This window comes from Lachnospira hominis (ex Liu et al. 2021), assembly GCF_014287955.1.
Lineage (GTDB): Bacteria > Bacillota > Clostridia > Lachnospirales > Lachnospiraceae > Lachnospira > Lachnospira hominis.
Map to the genome: position 1 here is coordinate 269,558 of NZ_JACOPD010000002.1, position 17,072 is coordinate 286,629.

Genomic DNA, 17,072 nt, shown 5'->3' on the forward strand with positions numbered 1-17,072 from the left:
TGTCTTATTACTTATTATTAATGTAATTAATAAGTCCTTCTGCTTTTATGATTTTCTGCATAAATTCAGGGAATGCCTGTCCTTTGAAGCTCTGGCCTGTTGTCTTGTCAGTTATGACACCGCTGTCAAAATCAACTTCTACATCATCACCTGCATTGATAGCTTTTGCAGCTTCAGGACACTCAATAATAGGAAGTCCGATATTAATTGAATTTCTGTAAAAAATTCTTGCAAATGTTTCAGCAATAACACAGCTTACGCCTGCTGCCTTAATTGCAATAGGAGCATGTTCTCTTGAAGAACCACATCCAAAATTCTTATTTGCAACAATTATATCACCTTTTTTTACATTTTTAACAAAATCCTTATCAATATCTTCCATGCAGTGTGTAGCAAGTTCTGCCGGGTCAGATGAATTCAGATATCTTGCAGGAATAATTACATCTGTATCAACATTATCGCCATATTTAAAAACTCTTCCTTCTGCTTTCATCACTAATCCTCCATTAATCTATATTCAAATTATATTATAAACCAAGTTCTGATGGCTGGCTTATTTTACCTGTAACAGCACTGGCAGCCGCAACAGCCGGGCTTGCAAGATAAATCTCTGAGTCAACATGTCCCATACGTCCTACGAAATTTCTGTTAGTTGTTGAAACACATCTCTCGCCTTCAGCAAGAATACCCATATAACCGCCAAGACATGGACCACATGTAGGTGTACTTACTACAGCACCTGCATTGATAAATGTCTGAACAAGTCCCTCTTCAATTGCCTGAAGATAGATTTTCTGTGTCGCAGGAATTACGATTACACGAAGTCCTTTTGCAACTTTTCTTCCCTCAAGAATCTTTGCCGCACAACGAAGGTCATCTATACGGCCATTTGTACAGGAACCGATTACAACCTGATCAATCTTAATATCATCTATAGAATCAACTGTGTGTGTATTTTCAGGAAGATGAGGAAATGCAACAGTTGGCTTAATCTCTGCAAGATTAATATCATAAACCTGTTCATATTCTGCATCATCATCTGCACTATATTCTACAAACGGTCTCTTTGAATGTTCTTTCATATATTCTCTTGTAAGATCATCTACAGGGAAAATACCGTTCTTTCCACCTGCTTCTATTGCCATATTGGCAATTGTAAAACGGTCATCCATTGTAAGGTTCGCAATTCCGTCACCTGTGAATTCCATTGATTTGTAAAGAGCACCATCAACACCAATCATACCGATAATGTGAAGTATCACATCTTTACCACTTACCCATTTTGAAGGCTTGCCTGTAAGATTAAACTTAATAGCAGAAGGTACTTTAAACCATGCTTTGCCCGTTGCCATTCCGGCAGCCATATCTGTAGAACCAACACCTGTAGAAAATGCACCAAGTGCACCATATGTACAAGTATGTGAATCAGCACCGATAATAACATCACCGGCAACTGTGAGTCCTTTTTCAGGCAAAAGTGCATGCTCAATACCCATCTGTCCAACTTCAAAATAATTAGTAATATCATGCTTCATTGCAAACTGTCTTACACATTTACAATGTTCAGCAGACTTAATATCTTTATTAGGTACAAAATGATCTGGTACAAGTGCAATCTTATCCTTATCAAATACAGTTTTAACAGTCATCTTATCCATCTCATGAATCGCAACCGGCGATGTGATATCATTACCAAGTACAAGATCCAGATCTGCCTCAATAAGCTGTCCTGCCTCAACCTTGTCAAGACCTGCATGAGCAGCAAGAATCTTCTGTGTCATTGTCATTCCCATCTTTATCTACCATCCTTTCAGACTATAATTTAAATGCTTTTATTGTATTCTAATACACTTATTGATATAATGCAAATACATATTATACATATCAGTTATAACTTGAAGTTATACATTAGTGCATTTCATAAATCATTCAAGGAGGCATTATGAATCCAGCAAATATACCTTTATATCATATATTTCTTACAGTTGCACGTTCGTCAAGCATATCCGGTGCCGCAAAGTCGCTTTATATCAGCCAGCCGGCCGTCAGTAAATCCATCAAAAAACTTGAAGAATCACTTGGAGTCAGCCTTATAAAACGCTCATCAAAAGGCATAACTTTAACTAATGAAGGAAATATACTTTACAGATATCTTCACAGTGCTTTTGAGACAATTTCTGCAGGTGAAGATACATTAAGGCATATACACGAACTTGGAATAGGACATATAAGAATTGGTGTAAGTTCAACTCTGTGCAAGCACATTCTTCTTCCCTGTCTCAAAGATTTTCTTACAGAATATCCACATATGCAGATAACAATATCGTGCCAGTCAACAAGCCACACAATTGAGCTTATTGAAAACAACGAAATTGATATCGGACTTATTGCCAGACCCGATTCAGCAAAAAAACTCGACTATATATGTGCCGGCCAGATTCATGACATATTCGTATCATCACCGCAATATGCCAAAGGACTGATTGAACGTGAAAACATATCTTCAAATGATATAATAAACAATTCAAACCTGATTCTTCTTGATAAAAACAACCTTACAAGAAAATTTATCAACAATTATTTAAGCAGCTGGGAAATTTCTTCTGACACAGCCATGGAAGTAAATAGTATGGAGCTTTTAATTGACTTTGTAAAAACCGGTCTCGGTGTCGGATGCATTATTAAAGAATTCATAAAAGAAGAGCTTAATAACAAATCACTTATTCAGATAAAAACACCATCTACTATAAAGCCACGCCAGATATGCTTTGCATACAGCAAATCACTTCCATCTGACAGTGCATGCACATCTCTTATCAACTTTCTTAAAAGCAGAACTTTTTATTGACATTTATGCAAAATGCTATTAAAATATATAATGTTTTTGGCATATTGATTATATCCGGAAATATTATTGCGGAATGTGGCTCAGTTTGGTAGAGCGCTTCGTTCGGGACGAAGAGGCCGCGTGTTCGAATCACGTCATTCCGATTGTCTTTTAGAAAATTTATTTTATACATAAAATAGCGGGCAAATTATTGCCCGCCATTTTTTATATCAGTTTCATATCTATACTGTAATTATTTCCCTTTATGCTGACTGTTGCTACACTTCCACAGATAAGCGGCATTGTCGGTGATAAATGTCCCAAATCTGCATCCATGATGACAGGAACATTATATTTTCCTATAATTCCAAGAACAGCCTCATACTGGTCCAGCCCCATCATTTCCTGTCCGAATACAAGCGGACGTCCTATCACAAAGCCCTTTAAATACTTAAACCATCCCGCATTTTCCATCTGCCACATAGCTCGTCTTATGGCAAATACATTCAAATCGCAGCTTTCAAGAAACCATATGAAACCATCTTCTTTATATCGCTCATTAAAATCAGCAACTTTATCATACTTTGTTCCTAAAATATTAACAAGACAATCCATACATCCGCCAATTAAACGTCCTGAAAAAGTAATATCAGTATCCTCACAAGCTATCCTTTTACTTCCAATGAATGCAGGAGTTATTCTTTTTTCTGTGACATTCATTGTCGCACAAGGATTTTCTTCTGATTTTAATGATTCCTTTTCCCATTTGTCATACCCGGTAAAACGCAGTTTCTTTCCTGTGATAAGACGGAATGTATCATCAATTGCTTTATGCCACGGTTTCATGCCAAATGCACCTGCACACACACCATAAATAGATGCTGTATCATTAAGTATTGTCTGTAAAAAAGTAAAATTGGTATTATCAGAATATCCAAGGTACCACTTCGGAGGTGAATTCTTTATTTTATCAAAATCAACATACTCAAGAGTCTCACACATCAGCTCACCACCACCACATGATATAAGAATATCACTACTGCTGTTTATATACATATATGTGAGTTCCTCTCCGCACTTCTGTGGCGTACTGCTTATTCCTATTCCGGAAGATTCATAACAATTAGGACCGGTTACAAGAATATATCCCCGCCTTGCAAACTCTTTTTTTGCACTGTCAAATGCACTTCTGTAGGGTTCAGTGGCACATCCGAAAGATGGAGCCACAAAACCTATTACACCATCTTTTTTTAAAAATTCTGCATATCTCATTACTTCATAAACCCATTAATAATCTGCTCTTCTGCCTCATGTTCCGTAAGTCCGAGTGTCATAAGCTTGATAAGCTGCTCTCCAGCTATCTTGCCGATTGCCGCCTCATGGATAAGACTTGCATCAAGGTCATTTGCCTCAAGCGAAGGCACCGCATTGACATGTCCGTTATCCATAAGAATTGCATCACATTCAGTATGTCCGTAACACTTGTTGTTACCGCATATTTTTGAATTAAATACCTGCTTTGATGAATCTTTTGCAACTGAACGTGATATTACATTGGCACTTGAATCTACACCATCAAGATTAACTACAAAGTTAGTCTCGGCAGTCTGGTTTCCGTGTGTCATAATCTTTTCTTTTATAACTAAAGATGCACCGTCCTTCAAATCAGCCTGTGTATCTCTTATTGTTGAATCAACACCTTTTATCTGTGTTGTCTCCATCTCCATATATCCGCCTTCATCAATATGGACTATAGTTGTGGGATTAAGAATCTTTTCACCGGTTCCGTCACCTTCACCATAATGTTTTTCGATATATTTTACTTTTGCATTTTTACCGATAAAAAATGTATGAATTCCATCATGTTCTGATGTATCAGTTCCACAGTTATGAATTCCACATCCTGCAACTATCACAACATCTGCACCTTCACCGATATAAAAATCATTATATACGCAGTCATTCAGTCCACTCTCGCTTAATATAACCGGAATGTGAACGCTCTCATTTTTTGTGCCCGGCTTGATAATTATGTCTATTCCCGGTTTATCCTGCTTTGTAACAATATCTATATTGGCAGTTGTATTTCTGCCTGCAAGTGCTCCGTTAGAACGTATATTATAAGCTCCTTCCGGCACTTCATGCAGATCCGCTATCTTTTCAAGCATGCTTTTTTGTATTGCATCCATAATCTAAATAATCTCCATTCAAATATATTAACTGTATTATTAAGCTAGTTTATCAAGAAGTGTTGAACAGGCTTCTGATGATTCAATAAGCTTTGGCATTACCTCATCTTTTGTTCCGACAGCAGTCACTTCTCCACCTGATAAAACAATAATTTTATCAGCTATATTAAGAATTCTTTCCTGATGTGAAATAATAATTATTGAGCCTTTAATCTTTTCATGAAGTGACTCAAAAACTCTTATAAGATTATTAAAACTCCACAAATCTATTCCTGCTTCAGGTTCATCAAACAAAGAAAGTTTTGTTCCCCTTGCAATAATCATTGCAATCTCAATTCGTTTAAGTTCTCCTCCTGAAAGTGAAGCATTAACTTCCCTGTTAATATAATCCTTTGCACAAAGACCAACTTCTGAAAGATATGAACACGCTTCCGCAATTGTTATCTTTTTACCGCTTGCAAGTGTAATTAAATCTTTTACTGTCAATCCTTTAAATCTTACAGGCTGCTGGAATGCAAAACTTACGCCTTTATTTGCTCTGTCTGTTATCGATAAATCTGTAATATCTTCTCCATCAAGGATAATTTTTCCTGATGTAGGCTTTTCAATTCCGGCTATAATCTTTGCAAGTGTAGACTTGCCTCCACCATTAGGTCCTGTTATTGCAACAAAACGCTCATCAATTTTCAAATTAATATTTTTCAAAATTTCTTTTTCTTTTGAATCCTGTCTCACATTAAAACATATATCTTTTAATTCAAGCATCTTTTCCTCCATACTGTTTATCAATTATCCGGCAGTACAATATTTTTTAGTAATATTAATAGCATTATCAGCTATGATCTTATGATAATGTTCTTTTATATATCCTATCTTTTCCACATTTGCCGGTACAAATTCACCATATTCAAGCATATCATTAACAAGCTGAGAAAACTTTACAGTTGAGCATCTTCCTCTTTCAAGAACAATATAAACATCAGTATTATCCTTATAAAGTGTGTTGTGGACACCCCATGTTCTTCTGCTCTGTGAACAGAATCTTTCAAATTCAGCCCATTCTGAAAATCTGCATATTGCAAGTTCACTGTCAACAAATCCGCCTTCACAGTCAATCGCAAAAAATTCATCACCGTCTTTGACGGCAACACTTTCAAATTCGGCTTCTTTGACTTTCTTTTTACGCTTGTCATCTGAATTCTTTATAATATTATTTTCTTTCGGACTCATTGAAGAAAGTGCTTTTGCCGCTCTCTTTCCTGCTTGTCTTAACATGTCCGAAATATCATCACCGCCGGATGACACCGTAAGAAGCAAAGAATTATTAGGCTGCGGTGCAAGCTGTAATGAAATCATCTCACCTGAAGGTGCTATACCAATCTCTTTTCTTGCCTCTTCCATAACAACATCAAGAAGTCCATGTATCTTTTCTGTATCATTTCTAAAAAAGTCATCTAATGATATATTATTTTCCTCTAAATCTTCTTCAAAAAGAAGGCACTGAAACTTTTTATCATCAATCTTTTTAAATTCCATATGTATCCTCGCCAATAATCTATTAAACTATTAATATTTGCATTTTTACTGTCACACAGCATTATATTTATATAATAATACATTCTACAATTTTTTACGACACATTTCAACTGTTTTTACATCAGAAAGTTTTTCCAGAATATCTATAAGACCTTTGTTATCATATCTTGCCACTATCACCCACACAGCTTTTCCTTGTGATGTATCTTTTTCACTTCCCTCATAATATTTGTAGGAAAGTCCTCTTATATGTTCACTCTGCGTTACTTTTACCCTGTCTGTTGACAAAAACAGTGCATCACACTGCCCCTGTTTTAATCTTTCTATCTGTTTTACTGTATCATCATCATTATACTTGCATACTATACCATCAAATATGCTTTCAAGCTGCCTTACAGCCTGTATTGAATCACACAATGCCACAGCATGCCCAAACTTTTTTTCAAATTTTCTTGTTATAAGTACATTTCCAGGATTTCCTGCTTTCAGAACCGCTGCAATGCTGATATTCTCAGATATATCCGGATATTTCAGCCTGATATCATTCAACCTGTCCAGTTCAACAACTACAATATCTGCATCACGAATAACAACTGCATTAAGCAGTGCATATGTACTGTTGTATCCACGGATTTCACTGACCTGGTGAATCATAACAGGAAGCCCGGAACATTTTTTCTTTATCCTTTTTATTGCTATATTTGCACGTGATTTATACAGATTATCTTGTATTACCCCTATGACTGCCATTTTTCCCCCTGTTTTTTCTTCTCTTTTTGCGGCGCATCTTTTCCATATAATTATGATAAACCACTCCGGCAGCTGCAAGCACAACAACCAGAACAGCAATAATAATAACCGGAACTACGTTTCTCTTTTTAACAGCTTTCTGTTCTCTTATCTCCTCTTTTTCGGCTGTCTTTAAAGATTCTTCCTGTTTTGAGGATTCTTCTGCAGCTTTTGACTCTTCTTCAATCCGCTTTTTTTCTTCATATGTCGTTACATTTTCAAGCATGTCATTGCCTGTATCAGTACCGACTGTAGACCTGTAAAGTCCAAAATCAGCACAGCTGTATTCATATTCATCCGATACGTAGAACCAGCACCACTGCTGTGATACATGCTGTAAATACGCATCTTTGGCAACGTCTATTGCTGTTCTTGATTTCATATTTGAAAGCGGCTGTCTTAAATCCATCCTGATTTTATTTTCGCCATAAAGATGTATATAAGTTTTTGGAACATCCCACGCACCATACTTATCAGCAGATTCCTGTTTAAATGAAGCCGTTCCGCTGTTATCGGCAGCCTCACATACAGCCTTTGCAAGAAGCATATGTCCTCCATGTCCATATTCTCCATTGATATCCTGTGTAACAACAACAAGCGGCTTGAACCTTCTTATCTGTTCTGTAACATAACCAAGTACATCATCATAAGAATAAACACTCATTGCACCATTAAGATCTGTAGCGTATATATCATCAAATTCCCCATTAACAGGATAATGCTTTACACCGCTCTCCCAGAGACCGTCAAGTTTTTCATGTTCCCTTACAGTCGCACCATTCCAGTAATTTGTCATATATGCAACCTGCACATTCAGCCCCTGCTGGCCTGCATATGTTGCAAGAACTCCACCAAGGAAAAGAATTTCATCATCTGCATGTGTCGAAAATACAAGTATATCAGCGTCTGTACATGGTTTTTCCCATACCTGCACATTATCAGGAAGTTTACCTTTTCCATATGCAAATATATCGCACACAGAAGCTGCACTTTCAAAAGTTATTGTACATTCTGTAACTGTCTCCCCAAAATCAATATACTTATGAAGCATATCTTCCTTCGTGATTTTCTGCTCTTTTCCGTTATATGACACGCTATAGCTGCTTTCCAGCGAAGCCCATTTAAGATATACACCCTGCATAGGTTCATCAGCTGAAACTGTAAGTGTATCTCCTGCCGCAAATGACACTTTAGATGTATACGCATCGTCCAAAAGATTTGCCACGCTCTTTCCAGATGATGCCAAAAGATTTAATGTAAGCTGTTTTGCCTGTACTTCCTGCTGTTCCTGTGCTGACGCTGTTGTCTGTGCACTTACACTGTCTGCTTTTGCAACAAATGATGGTGATACTGCCTGTATTGCAAATGAAAAAATCATTACAGACGACATTACTGCCGCTGCCTTTTTTAAATATTTACTTAACATGTAAATTTTCACCTATATATTCCTCTCCTAATTTTATTGTGCTGTATTTTTTATTGTAACTGTATAACTCACATTTCCTTTGTAATTGCCGGAAGCATCAAAATCATCATCCGAATTGTATACAAAAGCTGTCAGTTTTATTGTGTCGCCAACTTTATCAATATCCTGTCCTGCTGTAAATTTTATTGAAGTCATACGTGTTTTATCAGTCACTTCTGACTGTAAAAGATGGCTGTACCACTCACCCTGGACCTGATTTATATCATCATACAGATAATTTTCAAGATAATTTCTATATACAAAAACATCATCAGGATTTTTAATTGTAGTATTTATTTCCTCTCCTGATTTCAGTTTAAAACTCACAATATAACCTATTTTAGAATTCTCATATCCTTCATATTGTGTCCAGTAACTTTCCCATAATTTTTTAAAGTTCATGCCATTAGATGAAAATGTCTTTTCATCGCATCCAAATGCGTCAAAACTTATAATATCTTTTCCTTTAACCCACGCAGATGAATATGTATCAGCAAGTTCATGTATACCTGTATCCTTGTGGTCTATATACAGTGCAATTTTATTTACACCTTTAATCTGCTCTTTTGTTGTCTCTTGCTGTACTGCCTGTGTACCTGATGATTTGCTCTCATACTCAGTCTGTGCCTGATTTGATGTCACATTTTCATCCGAACTGTTTTTTTGTGAGCATGCAGCAAATGTTAATGAAGAAACTGCCATTATAGCAAAAAGTATTTTTTTTGATTTAGAAAAATTATACATTATAAATCTGTCTCCTTGGCAAATACTAATAATATGTATCATACAGGCTTTAAATTATTCCACCTGTTGCGTAAAAAACACCCCGCCGAAAGCGGCGGGGTATATAAATATCCGGAAATCCGAACAAATTAGTTGTTGATTAACTTGTCTGATTCGTCGTTCCAGCTGTAAAGCTTTCTGATTTCTTCGCCAACCTTCTCTGATGGATGCTCAGAAGCAAGTTTTCTCATAGCCTTAAAGTGAACCTGTCCGCCAGCTTCGCTCATATCGAGTAAGAACTCTTTTGCAAATGTACCATCCTGGATATCTTTAAGAATCTGCTTCATAGCCTTCTTTGTATCATCTGTGATAATCTTAGGACCTGTTATGTAATCACCATACTCAGCTGTATTAGAGATTGAATATCTCATTCCTGCGAAACCTGACTGATAGATAAGATCTACGATAAGTTTCATCTCATGGATACATTCAAAGTATGCATTTCTTGGATCATAACCAGCTTCGCAAAGTGTTTCAAAACCAGCCTGCATTAATGCACAAACACCACCGCAAAGAACAGCCTGCTCACCGAAAAGGTCTGTCTCTGTCTCTGTTCTGAATGTTGTCTCAAGAAGACCAGCTCTTGCACCGCCGATACCAAGGCCATATGCAAGTGCCATCTCAAGTGCCTTACCTGTCTCATCCTGCTCAACAGCTACAAGACAAGGTGTACCTTTACCTGCCTGATACTCAGAACGTACTGTATGACCAGGTGCCTTAGGAGCGATCATAGTAACATCAACGCCCTTAGGTGCCTTGATTAAACCAAAATGAATGTTGAAACCATGAGCAAACATAAGCATATTGCCTGGTACAAGGTTTGGTTCGATATCTTCCTTATATAACTTAGCCTGCTTCTCATCATTAATGAGAATCATGATAATATCAGCTCTCTTTGCTGCTTCTGCTGCAGTAAATACTTCAAAGCCCTGCTCTTCTGCTCTCTTCCATGACTTTGAGCCTTCATAAAGACCAATAATTACATGGCAACCTGAATCCTTAAGATTTAATGCATGTGCATGTCCCTGACTGCCATAACCGATAATGGCGATTGTCTTACCATCCAATAATGATAAATTACAATCCTGCTGATAAAAAATCCTAGCTTCTGCCATCTTACTTTACCTCCAAAAGTATTAATTAATATTTATTTTAAACTTGCAGTTCCTCTTGCAAGTCCTGTAATACCAGTTCTTGCGAGTTCTGTAATTTTAAAACCGTTAAGTAATTCAATAAAAGCATTAAGTTTGCTCTGTGCTCCCGTAAGCTCTATAATAACAGATTCTGTTGAAACATCAACAATATTTGCTCTGAATATATCACTTATAGCTATAATTTCCTGTCTTCTTGTCGTATCACATTCAACCTTAACAAGAACAAGTTCCCTGCACACAGATGCCTCTGCCGGAAGTTCTACAACTTCTTTGACATCTATAAGCTTTGAAAGCTGCTTCTCAATCTGTTCAAGAACATCATCATCACCTGTAACTGTAACTGTCATTCTTGACACCTTAGGGTCCGTTGTTTCACCAACAGTAAGACTATCTATATTGTAACCTCTTCTGCTGAAAAGTCCTGCAACACGGCTTAAAACACCGGCTGAATTTTCAACTAGAATAGAAAAAACTGCATGTCTCATATGTACCTCCCGTATAACAAAAGAACTTCACTATATTGTATCAACTGCCTTGTCCGTTGTCAACAAATAAATACCACCATCAAGTAATCCTGAATCGCTTTTTTCATGCGTCACAACTATACATATTCTGCCGTCACGATGCTTTTTTATATACTCTGCTGCAAGAATCTTTGTCTCCTCATCCATGCCGGAAAACGGCTCATCCAGAATAACCGTATCCGATTTTTTCATCATTGCCCTGACAAGACACACACGCCTTTTCATGCCGCCGCTGTAAGTTCCGGTACTTTTATCCGAAGGATAGTCCTTTAGGACCTCTGCAAGATTTTCATTTATAATTTTACGCATCGTTTTCTTATCATGTCCGCTAAAATCATTTTTATCAAGAACAAGCATAATATTGTCTGCCGCACTTATATCATTTATAAGCCTGTCTTCCTGAAAATCAAATGACACAGCCCCTGCACCGCTAACTGTCCCTCTGTCAGCATTTTCAAGTCCTGCTATAATCCTTACAAGTGTTGTCTTGCCGGCTCCCGATTCCCCCATAATACATGTTATGCTGTCATCCGGAAACTCTGCCATAATATTATCAAGTACAGTCTTTTCATCATAACTTTTACATATATTTTCAAGTTTTATCATTACAGTTTCCTCATCTTTAAGACTGTCAAATCCACAAGTTTCATAAATATTTTCTCAAAAATAAAACTTATAAATACAACTGCTATACTCCAGGCAAATAAATCTGCTGTCATCAGATATAATTTTGAATAATACAGCTGTTCTCCTATTGAATGTGTCACAAGCCCGATTACTTCAGCCGAAATCCCTGCTTTCCAGCACATTCCAAGTGCCGATTTCAGAGAGGTCTGAATATACGGCAGCACATACACAGCATATATACATCTTATTTTTTTCCACCACGGAACATTAAACACCTGTGCCATCTCGAGTATTTTGCTGTCCACATTGCCAACGCCCGTTATAACGCTGTTATAAATCATCGGAAATACAACAATAAATGAAATATATGCCGCAACATTTTTCGAGCCGAACCATATAATCAGCACAATAATAAATGATGCTATCGGAAGCGACTGCATTATTACTATTGCCGGTCTTAAAAATTCCCTGAGCCATCCGCAAAAAGATGCAAGAAAACCTATAATGCATGCTGTCACAAATGCAATTATAAAACCGGCAAAGATATGTACAAAGCTTCCGCCTGCTGCTATGTAAAAATCTTTTTCACCCAGCTTTGTGCATAATGCCTTAAACACATTGACAGGGCCTGCCAAAATAAGTTCAAGCCCTGTCAATGATGCTGCTGCCTGCCATATAAGCAGCCATACAACTATAATAATTATTTTATTGATGTTCTGTTTAAAGATTTTTTTCATCATTAATTTCATCCAGTTTTGCAATAGTCTTTATAAGTATATATATTGACATAATATCGTCATGGCTCCATTTTCTCTTATGGTCACCAAATGTATCAAAGCAGATCAGCCATTTATATACACAATCTGCATCTTTTACACCTATCTGAAGCGATGAACATATCTTTTCTTCAATCAGCATCTTATATATATCATAAAAATCCATTGCAAGCGATGTTATATTATTGATAACATTAATTCCATTCTCATTAAATAAGGAAAGATATTTCTCATTTCCCATAAGTGCGGCATATTGCGGGTGATTTCCATATTTGCCATACTTCTTGACACATGCCATGTCATCACCGGCATATACACATATACCCTGAATGTGCATCTTATCCATCAATTCGGTAAATACACTATCTATTGCATTTCTGCCATCTTTCACTATCCTTGCAATCATATCGGCAGTCATATTACCCTTCTCGTAAGGCTTCATAAAGTCACCACCGATTATATGTCCATTCTCGATTCCTTCTGCAATTGCTTTTCCATGAAGCTTTTCATCATAAATTATATATCTGTTCTTGCCTTTTTCTTTTGCAATATAAAGGCATCCATCTGCAATACGGAATAATTCTTCATATACCGTGCCATCCTGCGGATACTTTGCAACACCAATCGATGCTCCGAATTCATATCCCGGCTGTTTTTCAGCCAAAGAAAAACTCAGTCCTTTTCTTATCGCTTTAAGATAAATTCTTACATCATCTTCACTATGACAGTCAGTAAACAGACATATAAACTCATCGCCGCCAATTCTTCCTATAATTCCTTTATCACCAATATTCTTTCGCAATTCAGCGGCAAATCCGGCAATAACTTCATCACCGAAATAATGTCCATATGTATCATTAACATTTTTAAAATCATCTATATCCATTACAGCAAGATAAAGAGTTCTTCTGTCATTAAGAGTGTCAGCCTCGGCAAGTGCATCAATAACCGCTTCCGTTACAGCCTTTTTATTAAGAAGTCCTGTAGCAGAATCTTTGTTTACATCATTATCATAAAGTACGGGCTGTGCATCAATTCTTCCGCCAATTTCGTCGATGAGACCGACAACGAGCATGTTAATTGAGCCTTCTCTCATTGTCTCGCCCCTGAAATTGAGCAAATCTGTTCTTGTGCCACGCGACATAAAAGAAGACTGGAATGTCGATGAAAAACTGTCGATGCCATTTTCTATATCATCACACATTCTGTTGAAACGCTCTATATTCTCGCCTTCAACAAAGCCCATCCTGACTACTCTCTTCTGCCACTCACTAAGCATATCTTTTTCAAGTATCTCCGAATGTCCATTAACATAAAAGTATATAGTTATAATTTTAGTCTTAAAATCGTATTCAAAAAATCTTTGCTTCATCTGATTCATAAATACGCGGTATTTACGGACATTGTTATAATACAGTTCAAATTTATCATTCTGTGTTATTACATCTTTAATCTGAAGCTCAATTCTCCCCGGCTCATCAGCTTCAAAACGTCTTCTCATCAAAACCCATCTGAATACTTCTTTTGCTGTATGAATTCTAAGCAGTACAAAATTATTCTTATCAGAAAAAATACATTCTTCAAATATATTCAAATCATCAGGATAAATGAGCTTATTCATAAGAAACATTGTATTCTCGCCAATCATCCTGTAAAAACTTTCATCGCCGCTTATAATCTGATAATCTTTTGTAATTGTACAATTTGCTTCCAGAACCTCACTGTCTTCATGTCTTAAACTTACTGGTATCATAATCCTCACCCCTGATATATACCATAGTATAAAATGTTATGTAACAGGCTGCTGTCTTTCTTCTTCTCTCCTTGCTCCAACTTTTGTCACCATCCTGTCATGCACCTCAAGCACTCTGAATGAATATCCGTCACAAGTACATTCAAACTGTTCATTATCCTGTGGTATCTTCCCCATTTTATAAATAAGGTAACCATTTATAGTATCAATATCTTCACAGTCAAAATGCATGTCAAATGCATCTTCTATATCTTCAAGAAGTGTCTGTCCGTCTATTATATAACTGCCATCAGGCTGGCGGCTTATAAGCACTTCTTCATCATCATATTCATCAAAAATGTTACCGACAATCTCTTCAAGAATATCTTCCATAGTAACAATACCGGCTGTCTGTCCGTATTCATCAACAACAACTGCCATATGTACTTTATCGGACTGCATCTCCTTAAAAAGAACACTTATATTTCTTGTCTCAGGTATATAACTCGCATCAAAAAGAACCTGATGTTTCATATCGACAAGTTTCTTTTTTCTGTTCTTTTCTTCTGAATATATCTTGAGCAGATCTCTTATATGAAGAATTCCTATGATATTATCAATATCGCCGTCATACACAGGATATCTTGAATAATTCTCGCCCATTATAAATTCAAAAGCTTCTTCTACTGTAGTATCAGCTTCAATTCCTACAATACTCTTTCTGTGAGTCATGACATCAGATGCATGTTTCTCCCCAAACTCAAAAATATTGCCAATCATCTCAGCTTCATTCTCTTTTAAAACACCCTGTTCATGGCCTTCATTGACCATATCCATAATCTCTTCTTCTGTTACATCATCATCTTTCTTCACTTTACCTGTAATCTTTTTAAAAAGTGAAGAAAATAATCCTTCGTTCCCATCCGCGGGATGGCCTTCGTTCATCTTCTATATCCTTTCTTAAACAAACCAATTTAATCAGTATGCTTTTTTATAGTAACATATAAACATATTATCAGTCAATAGAATCCATCTCAAGACTAACTGATAAAGCATGATTAACCTGCGAAATAATCTCATTATCAAGATGACACACTTTATCTTTTAATCTCTTCTTGTCTATTGTACGCAGCTGCTCAAGTAAAATGACCGAATCTTTTACTATATCAAATCTTTTTGAATCAATTTCAACATGTGTGGGCAGCTTAGCTTTATTCATTTTTGATGTTATCGCAGCACATATTACAGTAGGACTGTGTTTATTGCCTGTATCATTCTGTATTATAAGTACAGGTCTTACTCCACCCTGTTCTGAACCGACAACCGGTCTTAAATCTGCATAAAATATATCACCACGTTTAATTACCAAATCTATCACACTCCCCCAAAGCTATTTATTAATCTGATAATCGTAGTATTTCCAGCTTACGGGTGTGTATTCAATTTTTTATTAATATATATTGCCTGTTTCAGATTTCAAGATTCCATTTTTCATGGAAATAATCATGGCTTCCTATGTATCTGCCGTTATAATAATAATTCCTTGGAATTCTTTTATTAAGATCACATACGAATTCATAGTTAAATGTTCCTGCTAGAGCAGAGATTTCTTCTACAGTTATCTCCTCATTTCCATCTTTTCCGATAAGTGTGACAACATCATTTCTTTGTATATCCGGAATTGATGTCGCATCAACCATCATCTGGTCCATACACACACGTCCGACAATAGGAACTTTGTGTCCACGAATAATCACATATCCTTTTGACGAAAGATTTCTCGGATAACCGTCTCCATATCCGACAGAGACAGTTGCAAGCTTTGTCTCATGCTGTGTTGTAAATGTTCCGCCATAACTTACACGTTCGCCTGCCGGTACTGTCTTTACCATAGTAACATGACTTTTCAGTTCAAGTGCCGGTTTAAGCTGAACTTTATCTTTATTAACTTCGTCAGAAGGATACATTCCGTACATTGCTATTCCAAGACGCACCATATCTTTATATGTATCAGGCATATCTATAACTGCCGCACTGTTTGCACAGTGTTTTATTTCAAATGTAATCCCCTCATCTTCAAGTTTTTTTATAAAACCATTAAACTTCTCATACTGTCTGTTTGCTGATGTTTTATCAGTCTCATCCGAAGCTGCAAAATGAGTAAAAATACCTCTTACATTAAGATTAGGAAGCTGCTCGATTTTCTTTACAAGCATAACACCGCTCTCATCAGGTTCCATTCCTATTCTTCTCATTCCTGTATCTACTTTAATATGGCATATTGCTGTCTTTCCTGCCTTTTTTGCCGCCTCGCTTAATTCCTCGGCTGTCTCATAATCAAAAACTGTAGCTGCAACTTCATTTTCAACCAGAGTTTCATATTCATCTGTATTTACAAAGCCAAGTATTAATATAGGTTTATCTATTCCATTTTCTCTTAAATTAACTGCTTCATCAAGAGTTGCAACAGCATACCCGAAGACTTTTGAATACACTGCTTTTGCAACTGCAACGTCTCCATGCCCGTATCCATCTGCCTTGACTACTGCAAGTGACTTTGTGCCGGCAGGCGTAAGTGCCATAAGTGCCTCTACATTGGATTCTATGTTTCCGAGTTCAACATCTGCATATACTCTGTAATACTTTCCCATTTTAACTCTGTTCCCCGAT

At 36.7% G+C, this 17,072-nt stretch carries 18 protein-coding genes and 1 tRNA gene; 2 read left to right on the top strand and 17 right to left on the bottom strand.

The annotated features are described in order from the left end of the window. Window positions 1-7: 7 nt before the first annotated feature. Entirely contained in the window at window positions 8-493 is a 486-nt protein-coding gene (leuD, locus tag H8S01_RS03810) for a 3-isopropylmalate dehydratase small subunit (RefSeq protein ID WP_186836232.1), read from the bottom strand. A gap of 34 nt (window positions 494-527) precedes the next feature. Continuing rightward, a complete protein-coding gene (leuC, locus tag H8S01_RS03815; protein WP_186836233.1) occupies window positions 528-1,793 on the bottom strand; it encodes a 3-isopropylmalate dehydratase large subunit in 1,266 nt (421 codons plus the stop codon). A gap of 149 nt (window positions 1,794-1,942) precedes the next feature. On the opposite strand from leuC, the gene H8S01_RS03820 reads away from it, so the two are divergent. Both H8S01_RS03820 and H8S01_RS03825 read left to right on the top strand, forming a co-directional pair. Further along, entirely contained in the window at window positions 1,943-2,848 is a 906-nt protein-coding gene (locus tag H8S01_RS03820; RefSeq protein ID WP_186836234.1) for a LysR family transcriptional regulator, read from the top strand. Between the two features lie 69 nt (window positions 2,849-2,917). Further along, window positions 2,918-2,991 (top strand) — tRNA-Pro (locus H8S01_RS03825). A 61-nt stretch (window positions 2,992-3,052) separates the two neighbouring features. Here H8S01_RS03825 and H8S01_RS03830 read toward each other — a convergent pair. The 15 genes from H8S01_RS03830 to alr form a co-directional block, all read right to left on the bottom strand. Continuing rightward, window positions 3,053-4,099, bottom strand: coding sequence for a S66 family peptidase (locus H8S01_RS03830; protein ID WP_021867019.1), 1,047 nt, complete (start codon window positions 4,097-4,099; stop codon window positions 3,053-3,055). Then, the gene (locus tag H8S01_RS03835) at window positions 4,099-5,016 is read right to left on the bottom strand and encodes a SufB/SufD family protein (RefSeq protein ID WP_021867018.1); all 918 of its coding nucleotides are present in this window, start codon (window positions 5,014-5,016) and stop codon (window positions 4,099-4,101) included. Before H8S01_RS03835 ends, H8S01_RS03830 begins: the two co-directional genes overlap by 1 nt. 39 nt (window positions 5,017-5,055) lie before the next feature. Further along, window positions 5,056-5,781, bottom strand: coding sequence for an ABC transporter ATP-binding protein (locus H8S01_RS03840; RefSeq protein WP_021867017.1), 726 nt, complete (start codon window positions 5,779-5,781; stop codon window positions 5,056-5,058). 24 nt (window positions 5,782-5,805) lie between these two features. Beyond that, entirely contained in the window at window positions 5,806-6,552 is a 747-nt protein-coding gene (locus H8S01_RS03845; protein WP_021867016.1) for an adaptor protein MecA, read from the bottom strand. A gap of 84 nt (window positions 6,553-6,636) precedes the next feature. Continuing rightward, on the bottom strand, window positions 6,637-7,302 hold the full coding sequence (locus H8S01_RS03850; protein ID WP_186836235.1) for a hypothetical protein: 666 nt from the start codon (window positions 7,300-7,302) through the stop codon (window positions 6,637-6,639). Next, complete coding sequence (locus H8S01_RS03855) at window positions 7,274-8,767, bottom strand: PIG-L deacetylase family protein (RefSeq protein WP_186836236.1); 1,494 nt, start codon at window positions 8,765-8,767, stop codon at window positions 7,274-7,276. The genes H8S01_RS03850 and H8S01_RS03855 overlap by 29 nt, the downstream gene beginning before the upstream one ends. A 33-nt stretch (window positions 8,768-8,800) precedes the next feature. Beyond that, complete coding sequence (locus H8S01_RS03860) at window positions 8,801-9,550, bottom strand: hypothetical protein (RefSeq protein WP_186836237.1); 750 nt, start codon at window positions 9,548-9,550, stop codon at window positions 8,801-8,803. A gap of 128 nt (window positions 9,551-9,678) precedes the next feature. Further along, a complete protein-coding gene (ilvC, locus tag H8S01_RS03865; RefSeq protein ID WP_186836238.1) occupies window positions 9,679-10,704 on the bottom strand; it encodes a ketol-acid reductoisomerase in 1,026 nt (341 codons plus the stop codon). Window positions 10,705-10,736: 32 nt separating this feature from the next. After that, entirely contained in the window at window positions 10,737-11,228 is a 492-nt protein-coding gene (gene ilvN, locus H8S01_RS03870) for an acetolactate synthase small subunit (RefSeq protein WP_186836239.1), read from the bottom strand. A 30-nt stretch (window positions 11,229-11,258) separates the two neighbouring features. Then, window positions 11,259-11,873, bottom strand: coding sequence for an ATP-binding cassette domain-containing protein (locus H8S01_RS03875; RefSeq protein WP_186836240.1), 615 nt, complete (start codon window positions 11,871-11,873; stop codon window positions 11,259-11,261). Continuing rightward, entirely contained in the window at window positions 11,873-12,634 is a 762-nt protein-coding gene (locus H8S01_RS03880; protein ID WP_186836241.1) for an ABC transporter permease, read from the bottom strand. Before H8S01_RS03880 ends, H8S01_RS03875 begins: the two co-directional genes overlap by 1 nt. Next, window positions 12,615-14,423 (bottom strand): GGDEF domain-containing protein, encoded by a 1,809-nt coding sequence (locus tag H8S01_RS03885; RefSeq protein ID WP_186836242.1) that lies wholly within the window; start codon window positions 14,421-14,423, stop codon window positions 12,615-12,617. The genes H8S01_RS03880 and H8S01_RS03885 overlap by 20 nt, the downstream gene beginning before the upstream one ends. A gap of 36 nt (window positions 14,424-14,459) precedes the next feature. Beyond that, window positions 14,460-15,347, bottom strand: a complete 888-nt coding sequence (locus H8S01_RS03890; protein WP_021867007.1) for a hemolysin family protein — start codon at window positions 15,345-15,347, stop codon at window positions 14,460-14,462. 70 nt (window positions 15,348-15,417) lie between these two features. Next, entirely contained in the window at window positions 15,418-15,771 is a 354-nt protein-coding gene (locus H8S01_RS03895) for a type II toxin-antitoxin system PemK/MazF family toxin (protein WP_021867006.1), read from the bottom strand. A 100-nt stretch (window positions 15,772-15,871) separates the two neighbouring features. Next, window positions 15,872-17,053, bottom strand: a complete 1,182-nt coding sequence (alr, locus tag H8S01_RS03900; RefSeq protein WP_186836243.1) for an alanine racemase — start codon at window positions 17,051-17,053, stop codon at window positions 15,872-15,874. Between the last annotated feature and the right edge of the window lie 19 nt (window positions 17,054-17,072).